The organism is Pseudomonas sp. GW823-FHT05G12 (assembly GCF_058795575.1).
Map to the genome: position 1 here is coordinate 1,615,733 of NZ_CM179501.1, position 26,593 is coordinate 1,642,325.

General features: G+C 57.8%; 24 protein-coding genes and 6 tRNA genes. 24 read left to right on the forward strand and 6 right to left on the reverse strand.

Going from position 1 to position 26,593, the window contains the following annotated elements:
• Positions 1-44: 44 nt before the first annotated feature.
• The 15 genes from aruF (at position 45) to mgtE (ending at position 13,666) form a co-directional block, all read left to right on the forward strand.
• Positions 45-1,064, forward strand: a complete 1,020-nt coding sequence (gene aruF, locus AC3RCM_RS07410) for an arginine/ornithine succinyltransferase subunit alpha (RefSeq protein ID WP_064493123.1) — start codon at positions 45-47, stop codon at positions 1,062-1,064.
• A gap of 78 nt (positions 1,065-1,142) precedes the next feature.
• Positions 1,143-2,171 carry an arginine N-succinyltransferase gene (gene astA, locus AC3RCM_RS07415; RefSeq protein WP_003254513.1) on the forward strand — a complete coding sequence of 343 codons (1,029 nt, stop codon included), beginning with the start codon at positions 1,143-1,145 and terminating at the stop codon, positions 2,169-2,171.
• Positions 2,172-3,635: a succinylglutamate-semialdehyde dehydrogenase gene (astD, locus tag AC3RCM_RS07420; RefSeq protein ID WP_492629454.1), complete on the forward strand. Its 1,464-nt coding sequence runs from the start codon at positions 2,172-2,174 to the stop codon at positions 3,633-3,635. It abuts the gene before it with no gap.
• Between the two features lie 23 nt (positions 3,636-3,658).
• Positions 3,659-5,008, forward strand: a complete 1,350-nt coding sequence (gene astB / locus AC3RCM_RS07425) for an N-succinylarginine dihydrolase (protein WP_492629455.1) — start codon at positions 3,659-3,661, stop codon at positions 5,006-5,008.
• A 14-nt stretch (positions 5,009-5,022) separates the two neighbouring features.
• Positions 5,023-5,313 carry a topoisomerase II gene (locus tag AC3RCM_RS07430; protein ID WP_003254508.1) on the forward strand — a complete coding sequence of 97 codons (291 nt, stop codon included), beginning with the start codon at positions 5,023-5,025 and terminating at the stop codon, positions 5,311-5,313.
• Between the two features lie 10 nt (positions 5,314-5,323).
• On the forward strand, positions 5,324-6,331 hold the full coding sequence (astE, locus tag AC3RCM_RS07435; protein WP_492629456.1) for a succinylglutamate desuccinylase: 1,008 nt from the start codon (positions 5,324-5,326) through the stop codon (positions 6,329-6,331).
• A 384-nt stretch (positions 6,332-6,715) separates the two neighbouring features.
• Positions 6,716-9,340 carry an alanine--tRNA ligase gene (alaS, locus tag AC3RCM_RS07440; protein ID WP_064493121.1) on the forward strand — a complete coding sequence of 875 codons (2,625 nt, stop codon included), beginning with the start codon at positions 6,716-6,718 and terminating at the stop codon, positions 9,338-9,340.
• A 102-nt stretch (positions 9,341-9,442) separates the two neighbouring features.
• Positions 9,443-10,678, forward strand: a complete 1,236-nt coding sequence (locus tag AC3RCM_RS07445; protein ID WP_003254504.1) for an aspartate kinase — start codon at positions 9,443-9,445, stop codon at positions 10,676-10,678.
• A gap of 167 nt (positions 10,679-10,845) precedes the next feature.
• Complete coding sequence (csrA, locus tag AC3RCM_RS07450; protein ID WP_003254503.1) at positions 10,846-11,034, forward strand: carbon storage regulator CsrA; 189 nt, start codon at positions 10,846-10,848, stop codon at positions 11,032-11,034.
• Positions 11,035-11,106: 72 nt separating this feature from the next.
• Positions 11,107-11,197 (forward strand) — tRNA-Ser (locus tag AC3RCM_RS07455).
• 106 nt (positions 11,198-11,303) lie between these two features.
• A tRNA-Arg gene (locus tag AC3RCM_RS07460) sits at positions 11,304-11,380 on the forward strand.
• A 71-nt stretch (positions 11,381-11,451) separates the two neighbouring features.
• Positions 11,452-11,528, forward strand: a tRNA-Arg gene (locus AC3RCM_RS07465).
• A gap of 74 nt (positions 11,529-11,602) precedes the next feature.
• A tRNA-Arg gene (locus AC3RCM_RS07470) sits at positions 11,603-11,679 on the forward strand.
• Between the two features lie 72 nt (positions 11,680-11,751).
• Positions 11,752-11,828, forward strand: a tRNA-Arg gene (locus tag AC3RCM_RS07475).
• A gap of 395 nt (positions 11,829-12,223) precedes the next feature.
• Complete coding sequence (gene mgtE / locus AC3RCM_RS07480) at positions 12,224-13,666, forward strand: magnesium transporter (RefSeq protein ID WP_003254500.1); 1,443 nt, start codon at positions 12,224-12,226, stop codon at positions 13,664-13,666.
• Between the two features lie 106 nt (positions 13,667-13,772).
• Here the strand turns inward: mgtE and AC3RCM_RS07485 are convergent, their stop codons facing one another.
• A complete protein-coding gene (locus AC3RCM_RS07485; RefSeq protein WP_003254499.1) occupies positions 13,773-14,099 on the reverse strand; it encodes an Arc family DNA-binding protein in 327 nt (108 codons plus the stop codon).
• Between the two features lie 344 nt (positions 14,100-14,443).
• On the opposite strand from AC3RCM_RS07485, the gene phnN reads away from it, so the two are divergent.
• Entirely contained in the window at positions 14,444-15,037 is a 594-nt protein-coding gene (gene phnN, locus AC3RCM_RS07490; RefSeq protein ID WP_064493120.1) for a phosphonate metabolism protein/1,5-bisphosphokinase (PRPP-forming) PhnN, read from the forward strand.
• 315 nt (positions 15,038-15,352) lie between these two features.
• A tRNA-Arg gene (locus tag AC3RCM_RS07495) sits at positions 15,353-15,424 on the forward strand.
• 529 nt (positions 15,425-15,953) lie between these two features.
• Here the strand turns inward: AC3RCM_RS07495 and AC3RCM_RS07500 are convergent.
• Positions 15,954-17,393, reverse strand: a complete 1,440-nt coding sequence (locus AC3RCM_RS07500; RefSeq protein ID WP_492629457.1) for a hypothetical protein — start codon at positions 17,391-17,393, stop codon at positions 15,954-15,956.
• A gap of 580 nt (positions 17,394-17,973) precedes the next feature.
• On the opposite strand from AC3RCM_RS07500, the gene AC3RCM_RS07505 reads away from it, so the two are divergent.
• A complete protein-coding gene (locus tag AC3RCM_RS07505) occupies positions 17,974-18,780 on the forward strand; it encodes a hypothetical protein (RefSeq protein WP_492629458.1) in 807 nt (268 codons plus the stop codon).
• Positions 18,781-18,852: 72 nt separating this feature from the next.
• Here AC3RCM_RS07505 and AC3RCM_RS07510 read toward each other — a convergent pair whose 3' ends face one another.
• Entirely contained in the window at positions 18,853-19,809 is a 957-nt protein-coding gene (locus tag AC3RCM_RS07510) for a hypothetical protein (RefSeq protein ID WP_492629459.1), read from the reverse strand.
• A 455-nt stretch (positions 19,810-20,264) separates the two neighbouring features.
• Between AC3RCM_RS07510 and AC3RCM_RS07515 the strand changes: the two genes are divergently transcribed.
• Positions 20,265-20,957 carry a hypothetical protein gene (locus tag AC3RCM_RS07515; RefSeq protein ID WP_492629460.1) on the forward strand — a complete coding sequence of 231 codons (693 nt, stop codon included), beginning with the start codon at positions 20,265-20,267 and terminating at the stop codon, positions 20,955-20,957.
• A gap of 261 nt (positions 20,958-21,218) precedes the next feature.
• Here AC3RCM_RS07515 and AC3RCM_RS07520 read toward each other — a convergent pair whose 3' ends face one another.
• Positions 21,219-22,385 (reverse strand): HNH endonuclease, encoded by a 1,167-nt coding sequence (locus AC3RCM_RS07520; RefSeq protein WP_410952728.1) that lies wholly within the window; start codon positions 22,383-22,385, stop codon positions 21,219-21,221.
• 185 nt (positions 22,386-22,570) lie between these two features.
• Here AC3RCM_RS07520 and AC3RCM_RS07525 point away from each other — a divergent pair, with 185 nt between their 5' ends.
• Positions 22,571-22,783, forward strand: coding sequence for a hypothetical protein (locus AC3RCM_RS07525; protein ID WP_410952729.1), 213 nt, complete (start codon positions 22,571-22,573; stop codon positions 22,781-22,783).
• A 10-nt stretch (positions 22,784-22,793) separates the two neighbouring features.
• On the opposite strand, the gene AC3RCM_RS07530 is transcribed toward AC3RCM_RS07525, so the two are convergent.
• Positions 22,794-23,720, reverse strand: coding sequence for an abortive infection family protein (locus AC3RCM_RS07530; protein ID WP_410952730.1), 927 nt, complete (start codon positions 23,718-23,720; stop codon positions 22,794-22,796).
• 81 nt (positions 23,721-23,801) lie between these two features.
• The gene (locus AC3RCM_RS07535) at positions 23,802-24,263 is read right to left on the reverse strand and encodes a helix-turn-helix transcriptional regulator (RefSeq protein WP_410952731.1); all 462 of its coding nucleotides are present in this window, start codon (positions 24,261-24,263) and stop codon (positions 23,802-23,804) included.
• A 164-nt stretch (positions 24,264-24,427) separates the two neighbouring features.
• Between AC3RCM_RS07535 and AC3RCM_RS07540 the strand changes: the two genes are divergently transcribed.
• From AC3RCM_RS07540 to AC3RCM_RS07555, 4 genes are all read left to right on the forward strand, one after another.
• Positions 24,428-24,823: a DUF6957 family protein gene (locus AC3RCM_RS07540; RefSeq protein ID WP_023128603.1), complete on the forward strand. Its 396-nt coding sequence runs from the start codon at positions 24,428-24,430 to the stop codon at positions 24,821-24,823.
• 42 nt (positions 24,824-24,865) lie between these two features.
• Positions 24,866-25,336, forward strand: coding sequence for a hypothetical protein (locus AC3RCM_RS07545; protein ID WP_367069823.1), 471 nt, complete (start codon positions 24,866-24,868; stop codon positions 25,334-25,336).
• A 2-nt stretch (positions 25,337-25,338) separates the two neighbouring features.
• Positions 25,339-25,722, forward strand: a complete 384-nt coding sequence (locus tag AC3RCM_RS07550; protein ID WP_492629461.1) for a hypothetical protein — start codon at positions 25,339-25,341, stop codon at positions 25,720-25,722.
• An 80-nt stretch (positions 25,723-25,802) separates the two neighbouring features.
• Positions 25,803-26,369 (forward strand): hypothetical protein, encoded by a 567-nt coding sequence (locus AC3RCM_RS07555; protein WP_492629462.1) that lies wholly within the window; start codon positions 25,803-25,805, stop codon positions 26,367-26,369.
• The last annotated feature ends 224 nt before the right edge of the window (positions 26,370-26,593 follow it).

A 26,593-nucleotide genomic window follows, 5' to 3' on the forward strand; every position in this document is an offset into this window, starting at 1 on the left:
TTCCGTGCCGACGTGAATGGCCCGTATTCCAAAGGAGTGACACCATGCTGGTGATGCGCCCCGCGCAAATGGCTGATCTGAACGACGTGCAGCGCATGGCTGCAGACAGCCCCATTGGTGTCACCTCGCTGCCGGACGACACTGCTCGTCTGGGCGACAAGATTGCCGCCTCTGAGACATCCTTCGCCGCCGAGGTCAGCTTCAACGGTGAAGAGAGTTACTTTTTCGTGCTCGAAGACAGCGAAACGGGCAAGCTGGCCGGCTGCTCGGCCATCGTCGCTTCGGCTGGGTACTCCGAGCCGTTCTACAGTTTTCGTAACGAAACATTCGTGCACGCCTCACGCGAGCTGAAGATACACAACAAGATCCATGTGCTGTCGCTGTGTCACGATCTGACCGGCAACAGCCTGCTGACCAGCTTCTATGTGGCGCCGGAGCTGGTGAACAGTGGCTGGGCCGAGCTCAACTCGCGCGGCCGGCTGCTGTTCATGGCCGCGCACCCGGAGCGCTTTGCCGATTCGGTGGTCACCGAGATCGTCGGCTTCAGCGACGAGCAGGGTGAATCGCCGTTCTGGGATGCCATCGGCCGCAACTTCTTCGACCTCAACTATGCCGACGCCGAGCGCCTGTGCGGCCTGAAGAGCCGTACCTTTCTCGCCGAGCTGATGCCGCATTACCCGATCTACGTGCCGTTGTTGCCAGACCTGGCGCAGGAAGCCATGGGCCAGGTACATCCGCGGGCACAGATCACCTTCGACATACTCATGCGCGAAGGCTTCGAGACCGAGCACTACATCGACATCTTCGACGGTGGCCCGACCCTGCATGCGCGCACCTCTGGCATCCGCTCGATCGCCCAGAGCCGGGTTGTACCGGTGAAGATCGAAGAGACCCCGGTCAAAGGCGGGCGCCCGTACCTGGTGTGCAACGGCCTGTTGCAGGACTACCGCGCGGTGTTGCTGGACCTGGACTGGGTGCCTGGCAAGCCGGTCAGCCTGAGCGTGGCGGCAGCCGACGCGCTGGGCGTGGGTGAGGGCGCCAGCGTGCGCCTGGTCGCGGTTTGAGGTCTGGCAACAGACGTTTCGGGCTTGATGCGTTAGCAGAGTTTCGCGCCGGCCGATGCCGCCGCACAAGGAGATAGCATGATCGTTCGTCCTGTACGCAGCAGCGATTTGCCTGCGTTGATCGAATTGGCACGCAGCACCGGCACCACCGGGCTGACCACGCTGCCGGCCAACGAAGAGCGCCTGGGGCATCGCGTTGGTTGGGCGGAAAAAAGCTTTCGTGGCGAAGCCGAGCGTGGCGACACCGATTACCTGTTCGTGCTGGAAAACGACGAAGGTCTGGTGGTGGGCATCAGTGCCATCGCCGGCGCCGTCGGCCTGCGTGAGCCCTGGTACAACTACCGGGTCGGCCTGACTGTCAGCGCCTCGCAGGAGCTGAAGATCTATCGCGAAATCCCGACGCTGTTCCTGGCCAACGACCTGACCGGCAACTCCGAGCTGTGCTCGCTGTTCCTGCGCAGCGACTACCGCTCGGGCCTCAATGGCCGGCTGCTGTCGCGCGCGCGCATGCTGTTCATTGCCGAGTTCCCCGAGCTGTTCGGCAAGAAGATCATTGCCGAAATGCGCGGCATGTCTGACGAGCAGGGCCGTTCGCCGTTCTGGGAAAGCCTGGGTCGGCATTTCTTCAAGATGGAGTTCAGCCAGGCCGACTACCTCACCGGCGTGGGCAACAAGTCGTTCATCGCCGAGCTGATGCCCAAGTTCCCGCTGTACACCTGCTTCCTGTCCGAAGCGGCGCGCAGTGTGATCGGCCGTGTGCACAAAGACACCGAGCCGGCGCTGGCCATGCTCAAGCAGGAAGGCTTCAACTACCAGGGCTACGTCGACATCTTCGATGCCGGCCCGGCCATCGAGTGTGACACTGCCAAGATCCGCGCCGTGCGCGAGAGCCAGACCCTGGTGCTGGCGGTAGGTACGCCAGGCGATGACGCGACCCCTTTCATCATCCACAACCGCAAGCGCGACGACTGTCGCATCACTGCTGCACCTGCACGGTTGGCCGCCGGCACCCTGGTGGTCGACCCGTTGACCGCCAAACGCCTGCGCATGGGCGTTGGCGACAATGTCCGCGCGGTGCCGCTGTCGGCCAGCCGGGAGGCCCAGTAAATGACCACGCATTACATCGCAGGCAATTGGCAGGCCGGCCAGGGCGAAACCCTGCAGTCGCTCAACCCGGTGACCCAGGCCGTGATCTGGCAAGGGCAGGGCGCTGACGCGAGCCAGGTCGATGCTGCCGTGCAGGCCGCGCGGCAGGCCTTTCCGGCCTGGGCGCAATTGAGCCTGGAGGCACGTATCGATGTGCTGGAGAAGTTTGCCGCGCAGCTGAAAGTGCATGCCGAGGCCATGGCCCAGTGCATTGGCGAGGAAACCGGGAAGCCGCTGTGGGAATCTGCGACTGAAGTCACCAGCATGATCAACAAGGTGGCGATTTCGGTACAGAGCTACCGCGAGCGCACCGGCGAAAAGAGTGGGCCTCTGGCCGATGCCACGGCTGTTCTGCGGCACAAGCCTCACGGCGTCGTGGCGGTGTTCGGCCCGTACAATTTCCCCGGGCACCTGCCCAATGGCCATATCGTGCCGGCGCTGCTGGCAGGCAACTGCGTGGTGTTCAAACCCAGCGAGCTGACCCCCAAGGTCGCTGAGCTTACCGTCAACTGCTGGATTGCTGCCGGCCTGCCGGCGGGTGTGCTGAACCTGGTGCAGGGCGCACGCGAAACCGGTGTGGCGCTGGCCGCCAACCCAGGTATCGATGGCCTGTTCTTCACCGGCTCCAGCCGCACCGGCAACCTGTTGCATCAACAGTTCGCAGGCCGCCCAGACAAGATTCTGGCCCTGGAAATGGGGGGTAACAACCCGCTCGTGGTGGACGAGGTCAAGGACCTCGACGCGGCGGTGTATACCATTATCCAGTCGGCGTTCATTTCCGCCGGCCAACGCTGCACTTGCGCGCGGCGCCTGCTGGTACCGCAAGGCGCCTGGGGCGATGCACTGATCGCGCGCCTGGTCGAGGTGTGCAAAACCATCACGGTGGGGGCGTTCGATGAACAGCCGGCGCCTTTCATGGGCTCGGTGATTTCGCTGCAGGCGGCTCGGGCGCTGCTTGCCGCCCAGGCCGAACTGGCTGCCAAAGGTGGCGTGAAACTGCTGGAAATGACTCAGCCACAGGCCGATGCTGCACTGCTGACTCCGGGCATTGTCGATGTCACCGCCGTGGCTGACCGCCCGGACGAAGAGTTTTTCGGCCCGCTGTTGCAGGTGATCCGCTACGCCGACTTCGATGCTGCCATCGATGAAGCCAACAACACCCAGTATGGCCTGGCCGCTGGCTTATTGTCTGATTCGCGAGCCCGCTACCAGTACTTCTGGCTGCGCAGTCGCGCGGGCATCGTCAACTGGAACAAACAGCTGACGGGGGCTGCCAGCAGCGCGCCGTTCGGTGGAGTGGGAGCCAGTGGCAACCATCGCGCCAGTGCCTATTACGCAGCCGACTACTGCGCTTACCCCGTGGCTTCGCTGGAGACCTCCAGCCTTGCCTTGCCGGCGACCCTGACGCCGGGCGTCACCCTATAACAACAGGTCACGGAGCCTAGCCGATGAAATCCTATGAAGTGAATTTTGATGGCCTGGTGGGGCCTACCCACAACTATGGCGGCCTGTCTTACGGTAACGTGGCTTCGCAGAGCAATAGCCAGCAGGCGTCCAACCCGCGTGAGGCCGCGCGCCAGGGCCTGGCGAAGATGAAAGCGCTGGCCGACATGGGCTTCAAGCAGGGTGTTCTGGCGCCACAAGAGCGCCCGGACGTGGCGGCGCTGCGCCGCCTGGGGTTCAGTGGCAGCGATGCCGAAGTTATCCAGCGCGCCGCCCGCGAGGCCATGCCGTTGCTGGTGGCCAGTTGCTCGGCCTCGAGCATGTGGGTGGCCAACGCCGCAACAGTCAGCCCGAGTGCCGACACTGCTGACGGTCGCGTGCACTTCACTGCCGCCAACCTCAACTGCAAATATCACCGCAGCATCGAGCACCCGACCACAAGCCGCGTGCTGGGCGCCATGTTCAACAACGAGAAACACTTTGCCCACCACGCCGCGCTGCCTGCCGTGGCACAGTTCGGTGACGAGGGCGCGGCCAACCACACGCGCTTCTGCCGCGCCTATGGCGAGGCTGGCGTGGAGTTCTTTGTCTACGGCCGCAGTGCCTTCGACAGCCGTTACCCGGCGCCACAGAAGTACCCGGCCCGACAAACCCTGGAGGCTTCGCAAGCTGTGGCCCGGCTGCACGGCCTGAGCGATGACGGTGTGGTCTACGCTCAACAGAACCCGGCGGTGATCGACCAGGGTGTGTTCCACAATGATGTGATTTCGGTGGGTAACGGCGAGGTGCTGTTCTACCACGAGGACGCGTTTCTCGAGACCGACGCGGTACTTGGGCAGCTGCGAGCTAAACTGGCCAGCAAGGGTGGCAACTTCCAGGCCATCTGCGTGCCCAGGGCAGCGGTGGCGGTGGAGGACGCGGTGCGTTCCTACCTGTTCAACAGCCAGCTGCTCAGCCGCGACGATGGTTCGATGCTGTTGGTCGTGCCGGAAGAGTGCCGCAACAACGAGCGGGTCTGGGCCTATCTGGGCCAGCTGACCAGCCAGGGAGGCCCGGTGAAGGAGGTCAAGGTGTTCGACCTCAAGCAAAGCATGCAGAACGGCGGCGGCCCGGCCTGCCTGCGTTTGCGCGTGGCTTTGAAGGAAGCGGAGCTGGCGGCGGTCAACCAAGGCGTTATCATGACGGCCACGCTGTATGACACGCTGCTGCAGTGGGTCGACAGGCACTACCGCGATCGCCTTGGCGAAGCAGACCTGGCTGACCCGCAACTGCTGGTGGAATGCCGTACGGCACTGGACGAATTGACCCAGATCCTGAAGTTGGGCTCGGTGTATCCGTTCCAACGCCAACCTTGAAGAGAGACTCTGTAATGACCGACGCCTTGCGCCTGATCCTCGAAGATGAAGACGGCACCCAGCTGGAAACATCCTGCACCCGCTTTGCTGTGGTCTGGCAAGGCAAGGAAGTGTGGATTCAGCAGGATGGCCGTGGCCAGTTGCTGATCGGCGTGGATGTCGAGGAAGACGACACCGAGTATGCCAACTTGCTGCTGCGCCCGATGGCCACCAACCTGGTCAGCCTGCAGCTGGAAATGGAACCGGCAGAACTTGGCGAAGACGACGATCACGTTCATGGCCCTGACTGCGGTCACCACCACTAAGGAAGCACCTATGCTCGCCCTTGGCAAATTGCTTGAGCTGACCCTCACCGATCACGAACCGGCCGAGAAGACCCAAGTGACACCCAAGGGCGCGCGTTTGCGATGGCTGGGGGAGGGCGCGCTCGAAGTGCGCCCGGCCGAAAGCGACGATTGCGGGCTGGACTTGCTGTTGTCCGCCGGCATTCATGGCAATGAAACAGCGCCGATCGAATTGCTCGAGCGGCTGCTGCACGGCGTGGCCAACGGCAAGATCAGGCCCAGGGCACGGGTGCTGTTCCTGTTCGGCAACCCGGCGGCGATCCGCAAGGGCGAGCGCTTTATCGAACAGGACATCAACCGCTTGTTCAATGGCCGCCATGAGCTGTCCAGCGGTTTCGAAGCATTGCGTGCTGCCGAGCTGGAACAGTTCGCCCGGGTGTTCTTCAGCAAGCCAGGGCGCAACCGCCTGCATTACGACCTGCATACTGCCATACGCGGCTCGAAGATCGAGCAATTCGCCTTGTACCCTTATAAAGAGGGACGCAGGCACTCCCGTCGCGAACTGGCGCGCCTGGCGGCGGCAGGTATGGAAGCGGTGTTGCTGCAAAGCAAGTCGTCCATCACCTTCAGCGCTTTCACCTACGAGCAACTTGAGGCTGAAGCTTTCACCCTGGAGTTGGGCAAGGCCCGTCCGTTCGGTCAGAACGAGCAGGTCAACCTCGACAAGCTCGAAGAGCGGCTGATCCGCATCATCGAGGCTACCGAGCCAGAGGACGAAAGTTCGCTGGATGGCCTGCAGCTGTTCAGTGTTTCCCGCGAAATCATCAAGCACAGTGACAGCTTCCACCTGCACCTGCCGGCGGACATCGAAAACTTCTCCGAGCTGAGCAAGGGTTACCTGCTGGCTGAAGACCTGGCCGAGATGCGCTGGGTGGTCGAGGAGGAGGGTGCGCGCATCATCTTCCCCAACCCCAAGGTCAAGAACGGCTTGCGCGCCGGCATTCTGATCGTGCCGGATTCGGGGCAGCGCCTGGGGTGAGAGCGGTGTCGCCTGTTTCGCGGGTGAACCCGCTCCTACGAGATATGTGCAAGGTCTCAATGTGGCGCCGTGCCCGTAGGAGCGGGTTTACCCGCGAAACAGGCGACACAGTTTCGGATCCTATCCTTGATGAAAACCCTTTAATTCACCGCCTGTTCCATTTTCCCCTCCCTTGAGCGGTAATTGGCTTGCCAGTGGCGAAACACAGGATTTAGCATCCGGTCATGTCGTTTTCGTTTGCATAGCCCGAAAAACCGTCCAAACGATGGCTTCTATCGTATAAACACACTGCATCGAGACTGCAGGACCGATATAATGCGGCCCTTTGCCGTCGTTTCGTCGACGCGTTTGCCCAACAGGGCCGCCGTTTCCGTGGAAGAACCTATGAAAAGCGCAGAAATCCGTGAAGCCTTCCTTCGCTTCTTCGAAGAGCAGGGACATACCCGAGTCGCCTCCAGTTCGCTGATCCCGAACAACGACCCGACCCTGCTGTTCACCAACGCAGGCATGAACCAGTTCAAGGACTGCTTCCTCGGTGCGGAGAAGCGCGCCTACACGCGTGCTGTCAGCAGCCAGAAGTGCGTGCGTGCCGGTGGCAAGCACAACGACCTGGAAAACGTCGGTTACACCGCGCGTCACCACACCTTCTTCGAAATGCTGGGCAACTTCAGCTTCGGCGACTATTTCAAGCGCGACGCCATTACCTTTGCCTGGACCTTCCTGACGTCTGAGCAGTGGCTGAACCTGCCCAAGGAAAAGCTCTGGGTCACCGTCTACGCCACCGACGACGAAGCCTACGACATCTGGACCAAGGAAGTCGGCGTGCCGGCCGAGCGCATGGTGCGCATCGGCGATAACAAGGGCGCCCCGTACGCCTCCGACAACTTCTGGACCATGGGCGATACCGGCCCGTGCGGCCCATGCACCGAGATTTTCTATGATCACGGCCCGGATATCTGGGGTGGTCCACCCGGCTCGCCAGAAGAAGACGGTGACCGCTACATCGAGATCTGGAACAACGTCTTCATGCAGTTCAACCGCACTGCCGACGGTGTGTTGCACCCGCTGCCAGCGCCGTCGGTGGACACCGGCATGGGCCTGGAGCGTGTCAGCGCCGTGCTGCAGCACGTGCATTCGAACTACGAGATCGACCTGTTCCAGAACCTGCTGGCTGCCGCAGCCAAGGCCATCGGTTGCAGCAATGACGGCCAGGCTTCGCTGAAAGTGGTCGCCGACCACATCCGTTCGTGCGGCTTCCTGATTGCCGACGGCGTGCTGCCGTCCAACGAGGGCCGTGGCTACGTGCTGCGCCGCATCATTCGCCGCGCTTGCCGTCACGGCAACAAGCTGGGCGCCAAGGGCAGCTTCTTCTACCAGATCGTTGCCGCACTGGCCGCTGAAATGGGCGAAGCCTTCCCGGAGCTGAAGAGCCAGCAAGCGCACATCGAGCGCGTGCTCAAGGCCGAAGAAGAGCAGTTCGCCAAGACCCTGGAGCAGGGCCTGCGCATCCTCGAGCAAGACCTGGCCCAGCTGAAAGGCGACGTGGTACCGGGCGACGTGGTGTTCAAGCTGTACGACACCTATGGCTTCCCGATGGACCTGACTGCCGACATCGCCCGTGAGCGTGAGCTGACTATCGACGAAGCCGGCTTCGAGCGTGAAATGGACGCACAGCGTGAGCGCGCCCGTTCTGCCAGCGCGTTCGGCATGGATTACAACAGCGTGGTCAAGGTCGACAGCGCCACCGAGTTCCTCGGTTACGACGCCACCGAGGGCCAGGGCAAGATCATCGCCCTGTACAAGGACGGCCAATCCGTTGACCAGCTGGGTGAAGGCGAGCAGGGCGTTGTGGTGCTCGACCGCACGCCGTTCTACGCCGAGTCCGGTGGTCAGGTCGGTGACAGCGGCTTCCTGCAGGCGGGTGCTGCACGCTTCGACGTGCGTGATACCACCAAGACCGGCGGCGCCTTCCTGCACCACGGCGTGGTGGCCAGCGGTGCGCTGGTGATCGGTTCGCCAGTCGAGGCCAAGGTCGATGCCGACGTACAGCACGCCACCTCGTTGAATCACTCCGCCACCCACCTGCTGCACGAAGCATTGCGCCAGGTACTGGGCGAGCATGTACAGCAGAAGGGCTCGCTGGTCGACAGCCAGCGCCTGCGTTTCGACTTCAGCCACTTCGAAGCGGTGAAGCCGGAGCAGATCAAGCAGCTGGAAGACATCGTCAACCGCGAGATTCGCAAGAACACCCCGGTTGAAACCGAACTGACCGACATCGAAACTGCCAAGGCCAAAGGCGCAATGGCGCTGTTCGGCGAGAAATACGGCGACACCGTGCGTGTGCTGAGCATGGGCGGTGATTTTTCGGTGGAGTTGTGCGGCGGTATCCACGCCAAGCGCACCGGTGACATCAGCCTGTTCAAGATCATCAGCGAAGGCGGCGTAGCCTCTGGCGTGCGCCGTATCGAAGCCGTAACCGGTGCCGCTGCGCTGGCCTACCTGAACGCTGCCGAAGAGCAGGTCAAGGAAGCCGCGCAACTGGTCAAGGGTAACCGCGACAACCTGATCGACAAGCTGTCGGCTGTGCTTGAGCGCAACCGCCAGCTGGAGAAGCAGCTGGAACAGCTGCAGGCCAAGGCCGCCAGCGCCGCCGGGGACGATCTCTCCAACGCGGCTGTTGAGGTCAAGGGTGCCAAGGTCCTCGCCGCCCGCCTGGATGGGCAGGATGGCAAGGCCCTGCTGGCCCTGGTCGATCAGCTGAAGAACAAGCTCGGCCACGCAGTGATCCTGCTGGGCAGCGAGCATGAGGGCAAGGTTGTGCTGGTGGCCGGCGTGACCAAGGACCTCTCCAGCCAACTCAAGGCTGGCGATCTGATGAAACAAGCCGCTGCGGCGGTGGGTGGCAAGGGCGGCGGCCGTCCGGACATGGCCCAGGGTGGTGGCGTCGACGTCGCTGCGCTGGACCAGGCCCTGGCGCTGGCCGTGCCATTCGCAGAGCAGGGACTTTGAGATGAAGGGGTGGATGGTCCAGTGGTCACATAGGCCACTCCCGTCCACCCCTTCATGTTGGATTGTTTTTTGGGGCCCTGTATGGGCTGAGGCACCATTGAAATGGCGTTGATCGTACAGAAATTTGGCGGCACCTCTGTCGGTTCCATCGAGCGGATCGAGCAGGTAGCCGAAAAGGTCAAGAAACACCGTGAAGCGGGCGACGACCTGGTGGTTGTGCTGTCGGCCATGAGCGGTGAAACCAATCGCCTGATCGACCTGGCCAAGCAGATCACCGATCAGCCGGTTCCTCGTGAACTGGACGTGATCGTGTCGACGGGTGAGCAGGTCACCATTGCCCTGCTGACCATGGCCTTGATCAAGCGTGGTGTGCCAGCGGTGTCCTACACCGGCAACCAGGTGCGTATTCTCACCGACAGCTCGCACAACAAGGCGCGCATTCTGCAAATCGACGACCAGAAGATTCGTGCCGACCTCAAGGAAGGCCGCGTGGTCGTGGTTGCAGGCTTCCAGGGCGTCGACGAGCACGGCAGCATCACTACCCTGGGTCGTGGTGGCTCTGATACCACCGGCGTGGCCCTGGCGGCGGCGCTGAAGGCTGATGAGTGCCAGATCTACACTGATGTTGATGGCGTTTACACTACCGACCCGCGCGTCGTGCCACAGGCTCGTCGCCTGGAGAAGATCACCTTCGAAGAGATGCTGGAAATGGCCAGCCTTGGTTCCAAGGTGCTGCAGATCCGTTCGGTGGAGTTCGCCGGCAAGTACAACGTTCCGCTGCGCGTGCTGCACAGCTTCAAGGAGGGTCCGGGTACCCTCATTACCATTGATGAAGAGGAATCCATGGAACAGCCGATCATTTCCGGTATCGCCTTCAACCGTGATGAAGCAAAGCTGACCATTCGCGGCGTGCCGGATACCCCGGGCGTGGCCTTCAAGATCCTCGGCCCGATCAGCGCTTCGAACATCGAAGTCGACATGATCGTGCAGAACGTTGCTCACGATAACACCACCGACTTCACCTTCACCGTGCACCGCAACGAGTACGAGAAGGCGCAGAGCGTGCTGGAAAACACTGCGCGCGAAATCGGCGCCCGTGAAGTGATCGGCGACACCAAGATCGCCAAGGTCTCGATCGTTGGCGTCGGCATGCGTTCGCACGCCGGTGTTGCCAGCTGCATGTTCGAAGCCCTGGCCAAGGAGAGCATCAACATCCAGATGATCTCCACTTCCGAGATCAAGGTTTCGGTGGTGCTCGAAGAGAAGTACCTGGAGCTGGCCGTACGCGCGCTGCATACCGCGTTCGATCTGGATGCTCCTGCCCGACAGGGCGAGTAAGGCGCTGCCTGGAAGGGCGCGGCTTGCCGCGCCCTTCGCGTTTCTGCTCGCCGCGCAGGTCCTGTCCTGCCTTGTGCGGCGAGTAACCGGGGCCATGGTCGTCGTCCGCGACCCGGGCCCGATATCCAAGACTGTTACCCCTGAATGTTTTGCGTAAGGAGAAAGCTATGTTGATTCTGACTCGTCGGTGCGCCGAGAGCCTGATCATTGGAGACGGCGAGATCACCGTGACGGTGCTTGGCGTCAAAGGCAACCAGGTGCGTATTGGCGTGAGCGCCCCGAAAGAAGTGGCAGTTCACCGCGAGGAAATCTACCTGCGGATCAAGAAGGAGAAGGATGAAGAGCCAAGCCTTTAATTTTTTTGAAGTTTTTTTCAAAAAAAGGGTTGCAAAGGTGAAAGAGGTTCTTTAATATTCGCCTCGTGTTGCGGTGAGGTGGCCGAGTGGCCGAAGGCGCTCCCCTGCTAAGGGAGTATACCTCATAAGGGTATCGGGGGTTCGAATCCCCCCTTCACCGCCATTATTTGCGTAGGGCGCTGTAAACGGTAGGAACGCTAAGTAGTTGTTTTATAATGAAAAGCTTCTTGCAATAATGTTTCAGCGACCTATAATGCGCGGCAAGACACGGACTCATAGCTCAGCTGGATAGAGTACTCGGCTACGAACCGAGCGGTCGCAGGTTCGAATCCTGCTGAGTCCGCCACTTTTGAAGTGGCTTTGTTTGCAAGGCTGCTTCAATCAACCAGCGGTATCTGGTCTAAAACTGCCAATCGCGGACTCATAGCTCAGCTGGATAGAGTACTCGGCTACGAACCGAGCGGTCGCAGGTTCGAATCCTGCTGAGTCCGCCACTTTCTTGAAGTGGTTCTGCTTGCAAAGCCATTTCAGTCAACCAGCGGTAATCTGGTTTAAAACTGCCAATCGCGGACTCATAGCTCAGCTGGATAGAGTACTCGGCTACGAACCGAGCGGTCGCAGGTTCGAATCCTGCTGAGTCCGCCACTTTTTGAAGTGGTTCTGCTTGCAAAGCCATTTCAGTCAACCAGTGGTAATCTGGTCTAAAACTACCACCACGGACTCATAGCTCAGCTGGATAGAGTACTCGGCTACGAACCGAGCGGTCGCAGGTTCGAATCCTGCTGAGTCCGCCATACCCCATCAAGAAGCCCGCTCGATTGAGCGGGCTTTTTGTTTGTGCGCCAATGAATTCTTGAGTCTGCCGATCTACGCTCTTCTGTAATGATTGCGGTGTAGTTTGGAGCCGCTGAGCGGCCTCAAAATCAAATGTGCTTTCCCATCCACAACAACCGTCGCACTGATAGCTTCGAGCGTTGTCCCAGCTTTATCACGCAAACGATTGTTCTGGCCAAAAATTTAAGCGATCTAACAGCTTTAGCAGTGTATGATTGCGCCCGTCAGCCCCGCCGGGGCTTGTGGAAAACCACCATGGACTTACCCAGTAGTTACTCGCTAACACGATTCATACAGAAAGATCTGACCGATTGATTCCCTCGGCGTGCTCCGCTGCTGGGAGTGGAGTTCGCCTATGACCGAAGTAGAAGTTAAAAAAGCGCAAGAAAGCCTGCAGGATCGCCTGGCCCAGGTGGTCGAACTGCTGCAGCGCCAGCGCATGGTCGAAGACCTGACCCATCGCCAGGAAGGCGCGCACAACGACCTGGTGGAAAACCTGGTCCACCGCCAGAACCTCGTCGAGCTGCAGCGCAAGCTCGATGACCTGCACCCCGCCGACATCGCCTACATCCTCGAAGCCTTGCCCCTGGAAGATCGCCTGACGGTCTGGCAGCTGGTGCGCTCGGAGCGCGATGGCGACATCCTGCTGGAAGTTTCCGATTCGGTTCGCCAATCGCTGATCGCCGACATGGACGATCACGAGCTGCTGGCTGCCGCCAAGGAGATGGACGCCGACGAACTGGCCGACCTCGCCCCAGAGCTGCCGCGTGACGTTGTTCACGAGCTGATGGAAACCCTCGATGCCCAGCAACGCGAGCGGGTGCGTTCGGCGCTGAGCTACGACGAGGAGCAGGTTGGTGCGCTGATGGACTTCGAGATGGTCACCATCCGCGAAGACGTCAGCCTGGAAGTGGTGCTGCGCTACCTGCGCCGCCTGAAAGAACTGCCGAACCACACCGACAAATTGTTCGTGGTCGATTACGACGGCATCCTCAAGGGGGTATTGCCGATCAAGCGCCTGCTGGTCAACGACCCGGAGAAGAAGGTGGCGGAGGTCATGGCGACCGACCCTGTCTCCTTCCAGCCCGAGGAAGATGCCTACGATGCAGCGCAGGCTTTCGAGCGTTATGACCTGGTATCCGCCCCGGTGGTGGACAAGAGCGAACGCCTGATCGGCCGTCTGACCATCGACGAAATGGTTGACCTGATCCGTGAGGAAAGCGAGAGCGAAGTCCTCAACATGGCGGGTCTGCGTGAAGAGGAAGATATTTTCGCCTCGGTCTGGCGTTCGTTCCGCAACCGTTGGGCGTGGCTGGCAATCAACCTCATTACCGCGTTCGTTGCTTCGCGAGTGATCGGGTTGTTCGAAGGTTCGATTGAAAAGCTGGTGGCGTTGGCTGCGTTGATGCCGATCGTTGCGGGTATTGGTGGTAACTCTGGTAACCAGACCATCACCATGATCGTCCGCGCCATGGCCCTGGACCAAGTGTCGCCAGGCAATACCAGCCGCTTGATGCGCAAGGAGTTGGCGGTGTCGCTGATCAACGGCCTGGTTTGGGGCGGCGTGATTGGTGCGGTGGCTTTCTGGCTGTATGGCAGCTGGTCGCTGGGGGTGGTGATGACCGCGGCGATGACCTTGAACTTGTTATTGGCGGCGCTGATGGGCGTGCTGATCCCGATGACCTTGGCCCGCTTGGGGCGCGACCCTGCGATGGGCGCGAGTGTGATGATCACTGCTGTGACCGACAGCGGTGGTTTCTTCATCTTCCTTGGGCTGGCCACGCTGTTTCTGTTGTAAGCCAATCCTCCCTGCGGGAACAATCCCGCAGGGAAATGGCCTTGCTGCCAGTCTGACGCCCACAAAAAAGCCAGCTTACGCTGGCTTTTTCGTGTTCGCTGCAGCCTCAGGAGGCGTCTGCGGCCATTTCCACATCGTGAGCGATGAGGGCGACCAGAGCGTTCTGCTGGCGGTGGGACAGTTGGCGGAAACGCTGCAGCAACTCGCGCTCATGCAGGGACAGTTCAGGGCTGTCCAGGCGCATGCTCAGTTCGTCACCCAGCGCACCTTCCTGGATAAGGCTCTGTTCCAGGCGTGCAATGATCTCGGAGTTCATGCTGCGGTGGTGGTTGCGTGCTACCTCGGCAATGCGCTCACGCATTCCGTCAGGCAGGCGGACGACGAACTTGTCAGCAGTGCGGCTCGAATAAATAGCCTGTTTCATTGGGCGCATATAAATTGACCAGAGTTTGGTTCAGGGGAAGCGGTTCTCAAATTGGCCGCACGGGATGGAAGTACGACCGTGGCGACGACAAAATGTTCAACCGCCAGTGAAAAATGGATGCTCATCTTGCCTCATGGTCGCCGTTTGCTTGGCGTCAATTATGTGACAAATAGTGATCCGGATAAAGGCTTTATGCCAGTACCAATTATCAGAAATGAGCACTGGTTTGAAAAGTTTTACATGCTCTGGCTAGCCTGGCCGTCAGTCTTTTGCCGTCAACAATCGGTAAAACGCAGAAAAATGCCCAGAAAAGCCCTAGAATGCGCCGGTTCCCTCCATAGAGCATAGTGGCTATGCAACATGACGCAAGCGACCGCCGATCAGGGACGGGCCGGTTGATATTTCTGGTTGGGCCGTCGGGTTCCGGGAAAGATTCCCTGATCGACGCGTCGCGTGAGCAACTGGCCGCCGCCGGGGTAGAAATTGCCCGCCGGGTCATCACCCGTTCGGCCGAAGCCAAGGGCGAAGCTGCCCAAGGGGTCACGCCTGAGCAGTTTGATACCTTGCGTGCGCAGGGTGCGTTTGCCATGCACTGGCGGGCCAATGGCCTGGACTATGGCATACCCCGGCAGGTGGACCAGTGGTTGGCGGCGGGGAGGGCAGTGCTGGTGAATGGCTCGCGGGCTTATCTGCCAGAGGCCCGTCAGCGCTATCCGGATTTGTTGGCCGTGTTGGTCGAGGTCAAGCCTGAGGTGCTGCGCCAGCGCTTGCTGGCCCGGGGTCGGGAAAGCGCAGAAGAAGTGGAGCAGCGCCTGGCGCGCAGCGCACGCTTGCAAGCTGCAGCCGACCCGTCGGTGCATGTGCTGGATAATTCTTCCACACTGGAGGCGGCGGTCGCCGCATTCGTTTCGCTGCTTCGCGATCAGGGCGTGCTACCGCGGGGATAGCAGCCGCAGAAAAGGATTACGCGAAAAAGCCCAGTTCAGGCATGACAAACGCCAGCATGCTGGTTAACATGCTGGCCATCCCGCTGTGCAGCGCTCGCTGCCGGTCGTAGCGTCTCAGTAGCTCAATTGGATAGAGCATCCCCCTCCTAAGGGGAAGGTTGCAGGTTCTTATCTGGGGTGGGGTATAGTCTCCTGTCCTAGCGGATAGTCCTACCGCTATTAGGTAGAGATCTGAGAGGGTGGGATGCCCATGGGGAGTGGAGGGAAGGTTAACTTTCCTAAGCCCTTGGTTTTGCGTAAGATACAGCGCTCGATGTCTCCTTAGTTTAACGGATAGAACAAGCCCCTCCTAAGGGCTAGATGCTGGTTCGATTCCAGCAGGGGACGCATTACCTTAAGCACTGAGCGTCCTGACTCATGCTTGTAGCTGATCATCGCTTGGTGCATCCAAGCACCATTCTGAATTCGCCGCGAGGCAGAGCATGAAAGCCACCCCAAGGTGGCTTTTTTGTTGATGGGCTTTCAACCAGGGCGCTCTACGCTGGCGGTGATCGGTGTGGAGCGCCCTATCCAGCAAGAAGCATGAAAGCTGCCCTCGGAAGCCCTAAGGCCCGTTTAAACAGCTGTCGTTTGCAGATGGGCGAAATTAGGCGTTACCAGAAGCTGATGTTTTTTGGCATGGCGATCTCGTTGGGTACTTCCCCATCACTAAAACCCACTAGGTAAAGCACCTGCGTAAGCGTCCGGTTAAGTCACCTTGACGAGCGAGAGCCTGGATGTAGCTCCAAGAGCATATCCGTGTAGTGGTCTTTCTGGTTGCCCAAGATCTGGCTGAAGGTGTCTCTCAGGCTGGTGAGGTTTTGCTGGGTTTGAGGCATACGAAGGGAGTGCTCCGATGTCGTAGAACGGATTGAGGTCACCCTAGTTCGATATTCGGCCCATAGGTCAGAATATCCACCAGGCGCAGCGCTTTTCGAGCATCCGTCTTCAGATTGGCGAATTCAGGGTCTCGCAGGGCAGTGATGAGCATTGAGCGGTCGCTGGTATCGGTCGCTGCTATGAGCAACTGGCGAGTCCAGTATTTCTTAGAATCTGGATTCTCACATGCATACACCGCAGGGAAAGCCTGGCCGGCAGTGAATTCGCCAGCATACAACGCGGCTAATGGCGGCATTGCTTCTAAAGATGCTTCACGAGCAGTGCCTTCGTTGCGCTCCATCGAGTCGGGAATGTTATCTCGTGTGGCCTCAGCCGCAGCAGATTGCGTGACGGTAAAGGTTGCGATTTCAGAAGCGGGCGGAAGTGTGCGCTCCTGTCTTTTGGCTTCGAGGGCTCGGATGGCTGCCGTACAGCGTTCTTTGAACTGTCCCTGAGCCGATACCGCCGAAGCCCTGCGGAGCTGGCCGATTAGCTGTCCGATGTCGTCGACCATCGATACCAGGAACCAGTAAGGGCGCTCTGTGCCTTGCTGGCTCAGTGCAGTAGCCACGAAAGGCCACACCTCCTGCCCGGTGAGCGTTTGCCGATCCAGAGTCTCGCGTAGCTGGTCAGGGCCTTGGAGGCACAAGTCGAGCAAGAAAGATTCTGGGGGTAGATCCAGAATTTCTTGATCAAGCCGTCCATTCGCATTTCCCACGTCTGCGCCAAACTGCTCGCGCGCGTGGCCAAAGGCTTGGCGCATGTCCTGCAAGGCGATGGGTAACGCATTTGGGTCGTTAGGCCGGACAACTACTGGAAGTGCTTGGCCCCCTGCATTCATGCGACGGAATCTCATCGGGGCCGCACGTTCAAGTGTATCCAAAAGCAAGGTGATGTCGGCAGGGCGTGGTGACACCACGGAGCGGTCAAACGCTTCAAGCCACTCTGGTGCTTCAGGGGGAACTTCAGGGAGGATCAGGAACAAAGATCGTAAGGCATTGACCCGCTCGGTCATTGCATCGGTACTTTGGAATTTCTGAATGAGGTCATCAATCAATACGGTCTGGTCGATTACCTCATCTGGTGGTATCGGCAACCGATCCATGTATGCGCGGATACGTGTTGACTTTGCTAGGAGCTCAAGAAAATTGTGAACCTTCACTGCTTGTTTCAGTGTGACTGTGCGAGACAAACCAAGACCGGCATGGAGCCCGGTCGCCCTGTAGGTGAAAAGTACAGAAAATCCTTCTGATGCCTGCAGGATCGACTCGCGGTGTTGAGCAGGGTCGGCTACGCCTGCGGTCAGAAAAGAGCTGGCAGGAATGGGAGCGCGGAGTAAATCCCTCATGTCCGACAAAATTTGTCGCGCACTTTTGTACTGGGTAGGGGAAGCAGCCAGCGCCTCATCGCCCCGAACCTGAACGATAATCGCAGCCAAAGCTTGCTCAGCGGCGGCTCCGACCAATCCAATCGCGGGTGAGTATCGAGCTACCTCAACTCTCAGGCTTCCCCGGTTTGGAGTGCCGAGGCAATGCAGCGCCAAGGCCAAAGATTCTTGGCTTGCTTCCAAAAGACGTATTGCGCTGTTACTGAGGTATCTGGGCATAACGCATCCTTGCACAACTCAAGTGGTCGCTCAGCGCAGGATGGCCTGCAGGAGGGGCTGTCTCTGGCTAGGTCTAGGCAATGGTCTCTGATTACGACGAATCAGCTCCGATTGAAAGCATGACGTCCACTGTACACCGTAGACGCCATCCTGCCGTTCAAAATAATGTCTGGTACGCTGTCGAATTGGGTGAGTGGTTCGTTGCTTCTCTCTAGACGTAGGGGCACCAATTGCGAGATCAAGTCCCATCTGTTGCCTGGGAACTGGCCTAGCCCATGGCCTTCTGCAGCGCAAAGTAAGGACTAGCTGATGTCCGCGTACCTATTGGGTTGGAAAAGAATTTTAAATAGGTACCGCCCCAATGGATGTCGAGCGGTAGCCTTGGCACAAGTTATCCAACAGGTACCACCGAGTGCACGCATCTACTGAAGCCGTAAAACAGTGTGAAACCCTTCTGCGCACTATGATGGAGGATCTCCACGCCAAGCGTATTTGGCCGAATGTGCAAAGCATCATCGCCGGAATGCTCAAACGCCGTATCGAACTATCGGATGTTTACGATGAGGTTCATGCCGCACTGGCCTCCACCCCTAGGGCTCTCTATGTTTTTTGGGATGCCTTCGTTCATGCTGCTGATGGATGGAACCCCACGAAAAACCGTGCAGCTAGGCAGGCACGAGAGGAGTTGGTTGGGATCAACAGCCGAATCAGCGAGCTGGCCGACCAGATGGCAGCCTTGCTGGATCGACGCGATGACCTTCATAACCGTTCAGGTTTCAGCTCGGGCACTCACTACCACATCCTGGACATCGTTCACGAAGCTTCGGAGCACAACTATCAGTACGAAAGTTACGTGAAGGATGATCTGGAGCGTCTCCAGTACCAGTTTGACCTGAAGTATTGGCCAGCCTTGAGTGACGTCGTTCAGGCAATTGGCACCGATGCCGAGCGAGCAGGGGTTACCGCCGACGATTCGGCCACTGCGGCTGCTACCGAGAGCCGCAAATCGGGGCTCTCCGACTTCGTGAAGGCATTTTTGGCCCGCATTGACGACAACAAGGTGAGGAAGAGTGGTGTTATACCGAACAGCTTTGCGCTCTCGGACAGCGCCTTGGCTTCACTCGTAAACTGCGGCTTGGCCCTGGAGTTCAATGAGCTAGTCGACGCTGATTTCATCAAGCGATTTCGGCAACGTCAACGGCAGGCCATGAAGGCTTGAAGGGATATGGGCCAGTTTTGCATGTCATGAGTCATGTGATCATGTAGGGTGACAAACTGGCCCTGAAAGTGATTACTTAGAGTGATCCCAGAACTTGTGATTCATATCATTTTCGATTTCTCGAATTGCCTTGATCATCTCTTTAGCTTTTTCCTTAGGAATTTTCTTTCTGCTTGCTAAGAGCTGGATCTGCTGAACCTGTTCTTTTCTTTCCTCAAAGCGCTTTCGGTTTAATTTTAGGCCTTCGATCATAAGCCGGGCAGACACTCTCATCAGCTCGGGGTACTTCATGCAGAAGTCGATAGCTGGCCTCACCTGCTCAGTGACATCCTCCCATTCAGGGTGTTTATCAACGAGGTCATCGAATCGCCCAGGGGTAAGTACGCTGTCGTTTGGGATTCCGATCCCAGTGATGCCCGTGTGCAAGAAGACTTTGCGTGCGAGCTCGGAGCAGTAGGCAGCCGTTTTCATCGGCTTTTTTGAGGGCAGAATTTTGTAGGGCTGTGCCAGGTAGTACGCGCAGGCCCGATAGACAGCGTCAGTGTGCTCCTGGGTGAGTTTCTTACACCGAATGACCCGCCAGTCCGGCTTCACCTTGGTCAGGACTTCAGAGACCAGTCGGTTGGTAACACCGTCTCCCGGCATCGCGTCCACGCAGACGAAATCCGCGTGGATCAGGGCAACGTGGCTGGAACGGGCATTATCGTTAAGAAGCTTTTGGCCCTTGGTGATCACCTTTGCACCAATGGTTTCGCCAGTGCATAGGATGATGTCGCCCGCTTGCAGCAAGCCATCTACTTTACCCAGTTCCTCCAAGAAAGGGTTGTCTTGACCCCTAACCAAGGCACGGTAGGTTTCGAGCTGCTCCGTAGGAATACCTTCATATCGGGCAGAAAAGTCGATCTGCGCATCGGTCTGAGCACCAAGGCGAGCGAGTAGCTGTTGGCTTTTTTCCTCTGACGCCATCGTCGCAAAAATATCTGCGGCAGCAGCATGCCGGGCGTTTTGTCGTATTTGATCCAGATCCATCTTCAAGCGCTCTACGTGTTATCCATCAAGCACGCGGCGCGTGCCCTTTAACAAAAGTGCCAATAAATGCTGGTGATTTCACCTTCAACCTTTGGCTGATTGTGCCCCATGCAATAATTGAGATAGGCGGAGTGCCGTGCTGTCTCACAATTCGGTAAGCGTCCGGCCAAGGCACCTTCCGAAACCGTTTAAGGCCCAGGTCGCTCAAGAATGCCTGCACCTGGCGCAACCGTGTCCAATGTCGCCTTCAGCGATGGCATCAACGCCAATGTCAACAGGTTGGGCGAGTAACCGGCTCAGACACTATCGACCTGCATTTTCAGCGTTACCGCTGGGACAGGCGTTGGCCCCAAATTCTAAGACCGAGCAGGAACTGAGCGTAAGTATCTTGGCTGGTAGCCTAGTATGGGGAAGGCAGGTCAGCGTCTCTTACCCCTATCAGGAGCATCCCCAAGATGGAAATCTTCGATGACCCATCGGAAAAAGCGACGGCATTGCTACACCGACTGGGTGTCCATGAAGTGTCTTCGGGGATCTGGGCGTTCACAGACATGGGCGTCGCGAGTCACGGCCATGTGCATCACTCTCAGCAGCCGGTTGCTCTAGCAGCATACGCCGCCATCAACCCGATGTTTGCAGCCGGTCGCTTTCCCGGATACACATTGATTGACCTGGTTGAAAAAGTCAGTTGCATGGACGGTATTGAAGGTGCGGCCTTAGCGAAGATTTGCCAGGTACCTCCACCGATAGGCTGGTCACCCGAGGAACGAGGGACAAAGTTTGGTGAGGTCGCTTGGCATATCGTTAAGAAATACGAACTGGATGCCTGCTTCACTCGAGGTAGGCCGTGGGGGATCCAACAGGGTAGTCATTACAGCATGCGCCCTTGCGGCTTCGATCATGATCGGTCAGAGCCTGACCCTGAGGGGTTAAAAGCGATGCGACGTGCGTACAGAAAAATGACCGATTTACAGCGTGTGATGGTACTTACGCTGCTTCACCTATATTCTCCAGGAAAGGATGACTTCTACCTAATAGGTGGCTGTCCGACCAAGATTTCTGCAGCCGAAGCACTTGAGGTTTTGCGAGCAGATGGAAATGCGATAAGGGAGTGGGGATTGCTCGTAACTTATTACGCAGGCTGGTGATGCTGCTCGAGTGTCTGATTAGCGAGCCGCCAGGCCTTCTCAAGGGGAGGACTCTGCTCAGCACAAGGATTGACTCAGGGACATGAGCCTATTTCTGGATTAAGAAAGCGCGGAAGCTCTATCGGCTAGAATGAACCAACGCTCCGTCTAAGGTGCGTTCGAATGGGAGGTCGCCATTAACGGTCTCAATTACAGGCTGAAGTTCGGAAAGTGACTTGGCCGGACGCATTCATAATTCAGTGTTGGATTGTTAGCTCAGGGTTACGTGAACACATCCGGCTGAGTGGGATCATCGGAGACCTCATCAGTTTCCTCATCATCGTTCCAGATGACTCCCGCGAGACCTGATTTGTAGAGGTTGGCATGGTAGCCACGCTTTTTGATGTCAGGATGGGAGTTCCTGATGGCCAAAACAGTGCCTGTGATGATGATCTTTTGATTGGCCCGCTCGATGCGCTTCACCTGAATCAAGCTGGCCACATCCAGCGTGCCGCTCAGCCACTCAGATCGTGCAGATACGGAGGTACCTTCGTTACGGTCGAAGGTGAAGCTAATTTCGACATTATTCACTGAGCGCTTTCCCCGCACTGGATCGCTGCTGAGGGTTGGTATGCCAAGGTTGCTGAAGCTGTGACGTCCCTGAACAAAAATCAGGTCATTTTCGACGATCCAGGCCGATAGATTGCCGCGATCGAGATCGTCCGAGATATTTCGCACAACGCTCCCATCAAGGACACAGTTGAGCATTTGGAGCATGTATAGGTAAAGATACTGAGCCCCGGCACTCTCGTGTAACAGTTCACCATTCGCTTTCCTAATGGGCTTACCATCCTTGTTGCAGGAGCCCGCTTCAAGGGTTTTGGTAAAACCTGGAAGTCGGGAAAACGTTACTCCGCCTTCTGTTGCCAGTTCATAGAGTCTCAAGTGGTTGAAGTACCACCAGTGGCACCCCTGGCTTTGCGTTGCCTTGTGCAAGGCGTGACGATCCATTTGCTGAACCTCGTTCTCCCACATTGCCTTAAGGTCTGTGAGGCGATCACCTGACAGCGACGTATTGAGGTCGCGCGTGGTGTGAGCCTCGCCGTGGTGATAACTGCACAGCACTGCGAGATTGCTCGGGGAATGATCTCGACTCTGCGCCCAGGGGCGAATGTGGTGAACCACAATGGGCATCTCGGGATCGCGACAGACGCAGCACAGCCAACGGTTGGCGAAGAGAACCTTGATCAAATCAGGCTTGGGAATGGCAGGGCGTGCACCTTCCTGGAGTGAGGAAATATTGGCCTCGCTGAGTCCGACACGCTTCAGTTCCTCTGCGCTCATCAGCTTGAGCGACTTCAGGCGCAGGCCCTGAAGACGGAGCTGTTTTGCCAAGTCACTGTTTATGCCGCGTGCAATAAAGGCGAGCTCAGTTCGGTTCGACTTCATGACCACCATTTCCTTGGATGCTTCTGATCGCTTCCAGATTCGCCTCTAGTGAGGGAGTAAGTCAAATGATCAGCTTTGTGTCGTGAGAGGGCAGAGGGATAGAGGTGCCCACAGTTTCGGCTTGGGAGCTTGGGTGATAGCCTGTTGAGGTGCGTTAACTATCATCCGTGACACCGGAGCACCACATGATCAACCTCAATCGCCTTGTTACGTGGCTGTTTCCCGACCGCCGCTCTGAGTGGGAGAAACAGCGTGAGCGTGAGTTCATCGAGGCGGTGAATAGCCTGAAGACGCTCAGGGTGACGCCGGAGGGTGGCATGGCTATTGATCCCGAGGAAATTCGTGAGCAGGTCATCGAATCGCGGGAGCGGCTGAAGCACTTCGTTCGCAAGTCATGACCAACACAGTTCAGTTGGGGTCGGCTAGGCCAGGCACGCCTGTTCTGTTTTCTTGTGACTCCAGAGCAAGCTCTACCTGCTTGCGCACGAAGACGGAAACGGCGCCGCTTAGGTGACTCATGAGTTGGGCCAGATCCTCGGAGGGCGCCACGTAGCCTTCGACTTTCCCGTGAACACCCGCAACCTTATTTCGTGTGGTGCCGATAGAACTGCACATTTTGACGGCGCCTGCGAGTAATTGTCCTGAATAAGATTTGATGAGGTCTTTCTCATAAAATATTTTATTCAAAGCGCCGATTGAGTCGGCCATCGAAAAGTCTTCGTGTCCCGTGTGCCCAAGTTTTGTAAGGCACCGTTTGAATGTAGACTCGAGCAGTACGGCGCCATGTCCAATTGAATTTTCTGGCTTTGTTCTGACAGTGTTATGGCACTGCGTCCATAGATCCAATAACGCGAGGTCATCAGTCAGATCGGACTGGATGTCATCGTCAGTTCTGGCTTTCTGTTCGCTAAGATACCTTGAGAGTCCTTCTGCAACCCTCTTCGTATCTTCAAGGTCACTCTGCATGTAGCTGGCTAGGTTGGCCGCGATGGAGTGAAGGATCTCTGGGGCACTGATACGCTTGAGCCATTCTGTAGAGATGTCTCCCAGGAAGTGCTTGTCAGAGCCTTTTTCGTAAATCTCAGGCACGTAATTCGTGTATAAAACCAGGCGCTTACCGTTGAAGTGCAGCTTGCCCTCGATGTGCCCTACCGGCTCATCTTCCTGATCAAGGAATTCTTCCAAGATGATCCTGTCACTATGGGCGGCGAAGCCGAGTTCACCGGCCTGCTCGATAAGGATTTTTTCGAAAGCCTTGAGGCCATCCCAAACGCGTGCACGTTCGATGCGCAGCTTTTCGCTGGCGAGAGCCAGATCTTTCAACGCCTTATTCATGCATTTTCCCTGACCAAAACTGAGCAGCCCTGATGTTGGGTGTCTGTCTGCGTCCTAGAAGGGTTCGCTGAGCAGTACCGCCTAATGACTATCCCTAGCATGCCACATGCGCCCAACCGTGCTACTCGGCAAGCCCAGCTTCTTGCAGACCTCGGCCTGACTGAGGCCGGCTTCCTTCAACTCTCGTATCGCCCTGATCTTCTCTGCCGCAGCTGCCTGGCGTGGGGGAGGGAGCTTCTGCGGCTCGGCGGGCAGCTTCTCATCCAGGAGACCCTGGATCTGCAACTCGGCGAGGGTCTCGATCAAGGCCGTGCGCGGCGTTTTACCTTCATTCGCTGCGGCGAGCAGCGTAAAGAACGACAGCGGCGTGACGCCTAGGGCATCTGCCAGTTCGGAGGTGAGGTCGACCGTGGCCGAGGTCGTCGATGCCTCCAGGCGGCTGATGTGAGCCTGATCAGCCTGTTTTTGAAGGTCGGACTGCGATAGCCCCCTCCGAATTCTAAGCCACTGCAACGTTGCTGCGTATGCCTTCCGCAAGGACATCCAGGCAGCCCTCCCCTAAAAGGAGACGGTATGCCGGGTTTGATCGTTCCCATTCAAATGTATATAGTCATGGAAATGGGAATTAGGCCTCTGGCCCAGGGGGCAGAGCGCCCGTGCGTGGGCATCTGTGGATATTTTTGGGCAGCCCTGAGGAGCCTCAATTGATGGGTAATTCTCCGGAGCGTGAAGAGCTCCCGGAAGGTGAGGTCTCGTCTGCTGGCACGTTGCTGCCGAGGGCAGAGATCGAGGCGATGGTCGCTGAGCGGTTTCCCAGGAAGGCCTACTGCCTGGTTGAGGACTGGATCCTCTTCCATGTGGACGAGCCACCTGAGTCGTTGGCCAGGGTGCGATCTTTAGGCCTTGAGCCGATCTTCATGTACGCCCACTGCGTCATCTATGACGAGCAGGGTCGATTTCCGCCAGGAGGGTGGGTGCGTTCGACGTTGTGCAAGACGTTCGACGGCGTATGCATGTTTGAAACGCGTAACACGGTTTACGTGCTCATGGGGCAAGGACGCGAGATCACTGCGACGCTGAAGGCAATTTTCGCTCTATGTTAATCGCAGGTTCCGCCTGGCGGGCTTGCCCTGATGAGATTCACGATGTTCCGCATTAGCACACAAGACCAAGCTGGCCCGGTAGGCATGTTTGGAGACGGTCTGGCTCATTTCCATGCAGTCACCCGATCTTTGGCCACTCACTGGTATCACGTCAGCCTCAAGCGCCGGCATGAGGATCGGTTCGTTGCCTACGAGGAGATGCTCAACGATGAGATGCGCCTCGTAGAGCTGCTGGTAGCGCAGGACGAGAGCCTGGTTGTGCAGGAAGTCCAAGCCGTCACCCCATCCTGGATGAACAAGGATGGCAGTTGGAAGATGGAGAAGCTCACGTCGCTTTCGATGGGACACAACCAGGCTGGTGTGGCCGTCTGTATTCTGGAAGTAGAGGGTGGTGCTGTGTACGTCGATACGCATGAGCCTGGGCTCGGTGCCGACTCCCTGAACGACGTCAAAGAGCTGTATCGACGCGGTATGGCTCAGGCCAGTGCTGCAGCTCAGCCTAGGAGGGCGTAGGCATGGCGAAGGACAACACGGTGAAGGTGGACTATCACGTGAAGCGCTACTCGGACTTCGACCTGTTGCGTATCGCTCGAGCTGTAGGCCAAGGGTACGACGACGAGATCACCGCGTTTCTGGTGAATGTCCACATTCATCGACTGAGCGCCGTTGGCGTCGGCTTTGGGCACGTCCGGCAAGGGCCTCATGGTCGATTCGCCGATGGGCACTTGATCCAGACATCCGACATCGTGAGTATCAAGAAGGAAGGCAAGTTTTGGGTGATCACGACCATGAACTCGAAGTACGTCGTGGCTACTTTTCGCCGTGATGGTGGGCGCCGTAGCCTGAGGGATTTTTGCCGCTTGGTGGGCGACCGCTTCCCCAATACTCAACTGCACTGATTTAGATCGAGCCTGAGCACGCCAAGGTGTGCCCAAGGCCTCCCCCTGCCTGAAATTTGGGCCCGAGCAAGGAGCTGTAAGTGTTTATAAAGTTTGAATACCTGAAATTTGCTGGCTGCCTAGAGGATATTCGAGTTTTCGAGCATCTCACGGGTTTCGTGCAGGTCATCATGAAAGTTGATGGGATATTAATTTCCAATGTCAAAGTTCCGATTCAGATCTATGAAGATCTGGAAAAAGGGTCTCATGTTGAGTTCTATGCTCTCGTGCAGAACTCAAAAAATAAGGTCAAAAATACCGCAATTGTTCTTGCAGCCAAGACTGCCAGCGGAAGGCTCCTGCGCGTGCCGAGCATGCGTTATAAAGTGCAGCTGCATTTCTGGGTAATTGCTGCGATCTGGGCTGCTGTGGCATTTGTTTTGAGTTGGATTGCCCTGGTCTTCGGAGCAGATTTTTTGATGGGCAGCCGCTCGATGTCGCTGCAGTGGTCTTTTATCAACTCGGGCGCCTCAGTCGTAGGACTGCTGACAGGGGGATTCTTTGTGGGTTGCGGTATTTACCTATTTCACAAAACCTCAGTTCTCGATACGTGGAAGTCGATTGCACCCGCCCTTTTAGTAGAGCGTTTCAGCAAGCTGCACCGCTGACTTCAGGACGTGCCGCATTCGCGGACGGCTGTCGTGAACCAGGCCCCACATTCGTGTGGCCTTGCCCTGCGGGCTTCCATCCTCACGCCTTCAGCCATCCGTGGCCTGCGCGCTCCGCTTGCCGTTTGGTGTCAAACCCCTTGTTTATAGGGCTTGTAACGTAGTTTTGGGAATGTAACATTGGCGTTGTTACATTCCAGGAAATGCGTTACAGCAATTGTCTT

What these genes read in the sequence shown, in the direction of transcription:
- astB (WP_492629455.1), top strand. Translation starts at nt 3,659, where the DNA reads ATGAAATCCTATGAAGTGAATTTTGATGGCCTGGTGGGGCCTACCCAC.
- AC3RCM_RS07530 (WP_410952730.1), bottom strand. Translation starts at nt 23,720, where the DNA reads ATGAATAAGGCGTTGAAAGATCTGGCTCTCGCCAGCGAAAAGCTGCGC.
- AC3RCM_RS07445 (WP_003254504.1), top strand. Translation starts at nt 9,443, where the DNA reads ATGGCGTTGATCGTACAGAAATTTGGCGGCACCTCTGTCGGTTCCATC.
- alaS (WP_064493121.1), top strand. Translation starts at nt 6,716, where the DNA reads ATGAAAAGCGCAGAAATCCGTGAAGCCTTCCTTCGCTTCTTCGAAGAG.
- astE (WP_492629456.1), top strand. Translation starts at nt 5,324, where the DNA reads ATGCTCGCCCTTGGCAAATTGCTTGAGCTGACCCTCACCGATCACGAA.
- AC3RCM_RS07485 (WP_003254499.1), bottom strand. Translation starts at nt 14,099, where the DNA reads ATGCGCCCAATGAAACAGGCTATTTATTCGAGCCGCACTGCTGACAAG.
- AC3RCM_RS07550 (WP_492629461.1), top strand. Translation starts at nt 25,339, where the DNA reads ATGGCGAAGGACAACACGGTGAAGGTGGACTATCACGTGAAGCGCTAC.
- csrA (WP_003254503.1), top strand. Translation starts at nt 10,846, where the DNA reads ATGTTGATTCTGACTCGTCGGTGCGCCGAGAGCCTGATCATTGGAGAC.
- AC3RCM_RS07430 (WP_003254508.1), top strand. Translation starts at nt 5,023, where the DNA reads ATGACCGACGCCTTGCGCCTGATCCTCGAAGATGAAGACGGCACCCAG.
- astD (WP_492629454.1), top strand. Translation starts at nt 2,172, where the DNA reads ATGACCACGCATTACATCGCAGGCAATTGGCAGGCCGGCCAGGGCGAA.
- AC3RCM_RS07525 (WP_410952729.1), top strand. Translation starts at nt 22,571, where the DNA reads ATGATCAACCTCAATCGCCTTGTTACGTGGCTGTTTCCCGACCGCCGC.
- mgtE (WP_003254500.1), top strand. Translation starts at nt 12,224, where the DNA reads ATGACCGAAGTAGAAGTTAAAAAAGCGCAAGAAAGCCTGCAGGATCGC.
- AC3RCM_RS07520 (WP_410952728.1), bottom strand. Translation starts at nt 22,385, where the DNA reads ATGAAGTCGAACCGAACTGAGCTCGCCTTTATTGCACGCGGCATAAAC.
- aruF (WP_064493123.1), top strand. Translation starts at nt 45, where the DNA reads ATGCTGGTGATGCGCCCCGCGCAAATGGCTGATCTGAACGACGTGCAG.
- astA (WP_003254513.1), top strand. Translation starts at nt 1,143, where the DNA reads ATGATCGTTCGTCCTGTACGCAGCAGCGATTTGCCTGCGTTGATCGAA.
- AC3RCM_RS07510 (WP_492629459.1), bottom strand. Translation starts at nt 19,809, where the DNA reads ATGGATCTGGATCAAATACGACAAAACGCCCGGCATGCTGCTGCCGCA.
- AC3RCM_RS07515 (WP_492629460.1), top strand. Translation starts at nt 20,265, where the DNA reads ATGGAAATCTTCGATGACCCATCGGAAAAAGCGACGGCATTGCTACAC.
- AC3RCM_RS07535 (WP_410952731.1), bottom strand. Translation starts at nt 24,263, where the DNA reads ATGTCCTTGCGGAAGGCATACGCAGCAACGTTGCAGTGGCTTAGAATT.
- AC3RCM_RS07545 (WP_367069823.1), top strand. Translation starts at nt 24,866, where the DNA reads ATGTTCCGCATTAGCACACAAGACCAAGCTGGCCCGGTAGGCATGTTT.
- phnN (WP_064493120.1), top strand. Translation starts at nt 14,444, where the DNA reads ATGCAACATGACGCAAGCGACCGCCGATCAGGGACGGGCCGGTTGATA.
- AC3RCM_RS07540 (WP_023128603.1), top strand. Translation starts at nt 24,428, where the DNA reads ATGGGTAATTCTCCGGAGCGTGAAGAGCTCCCGGAAGGTGAGGTCTCG.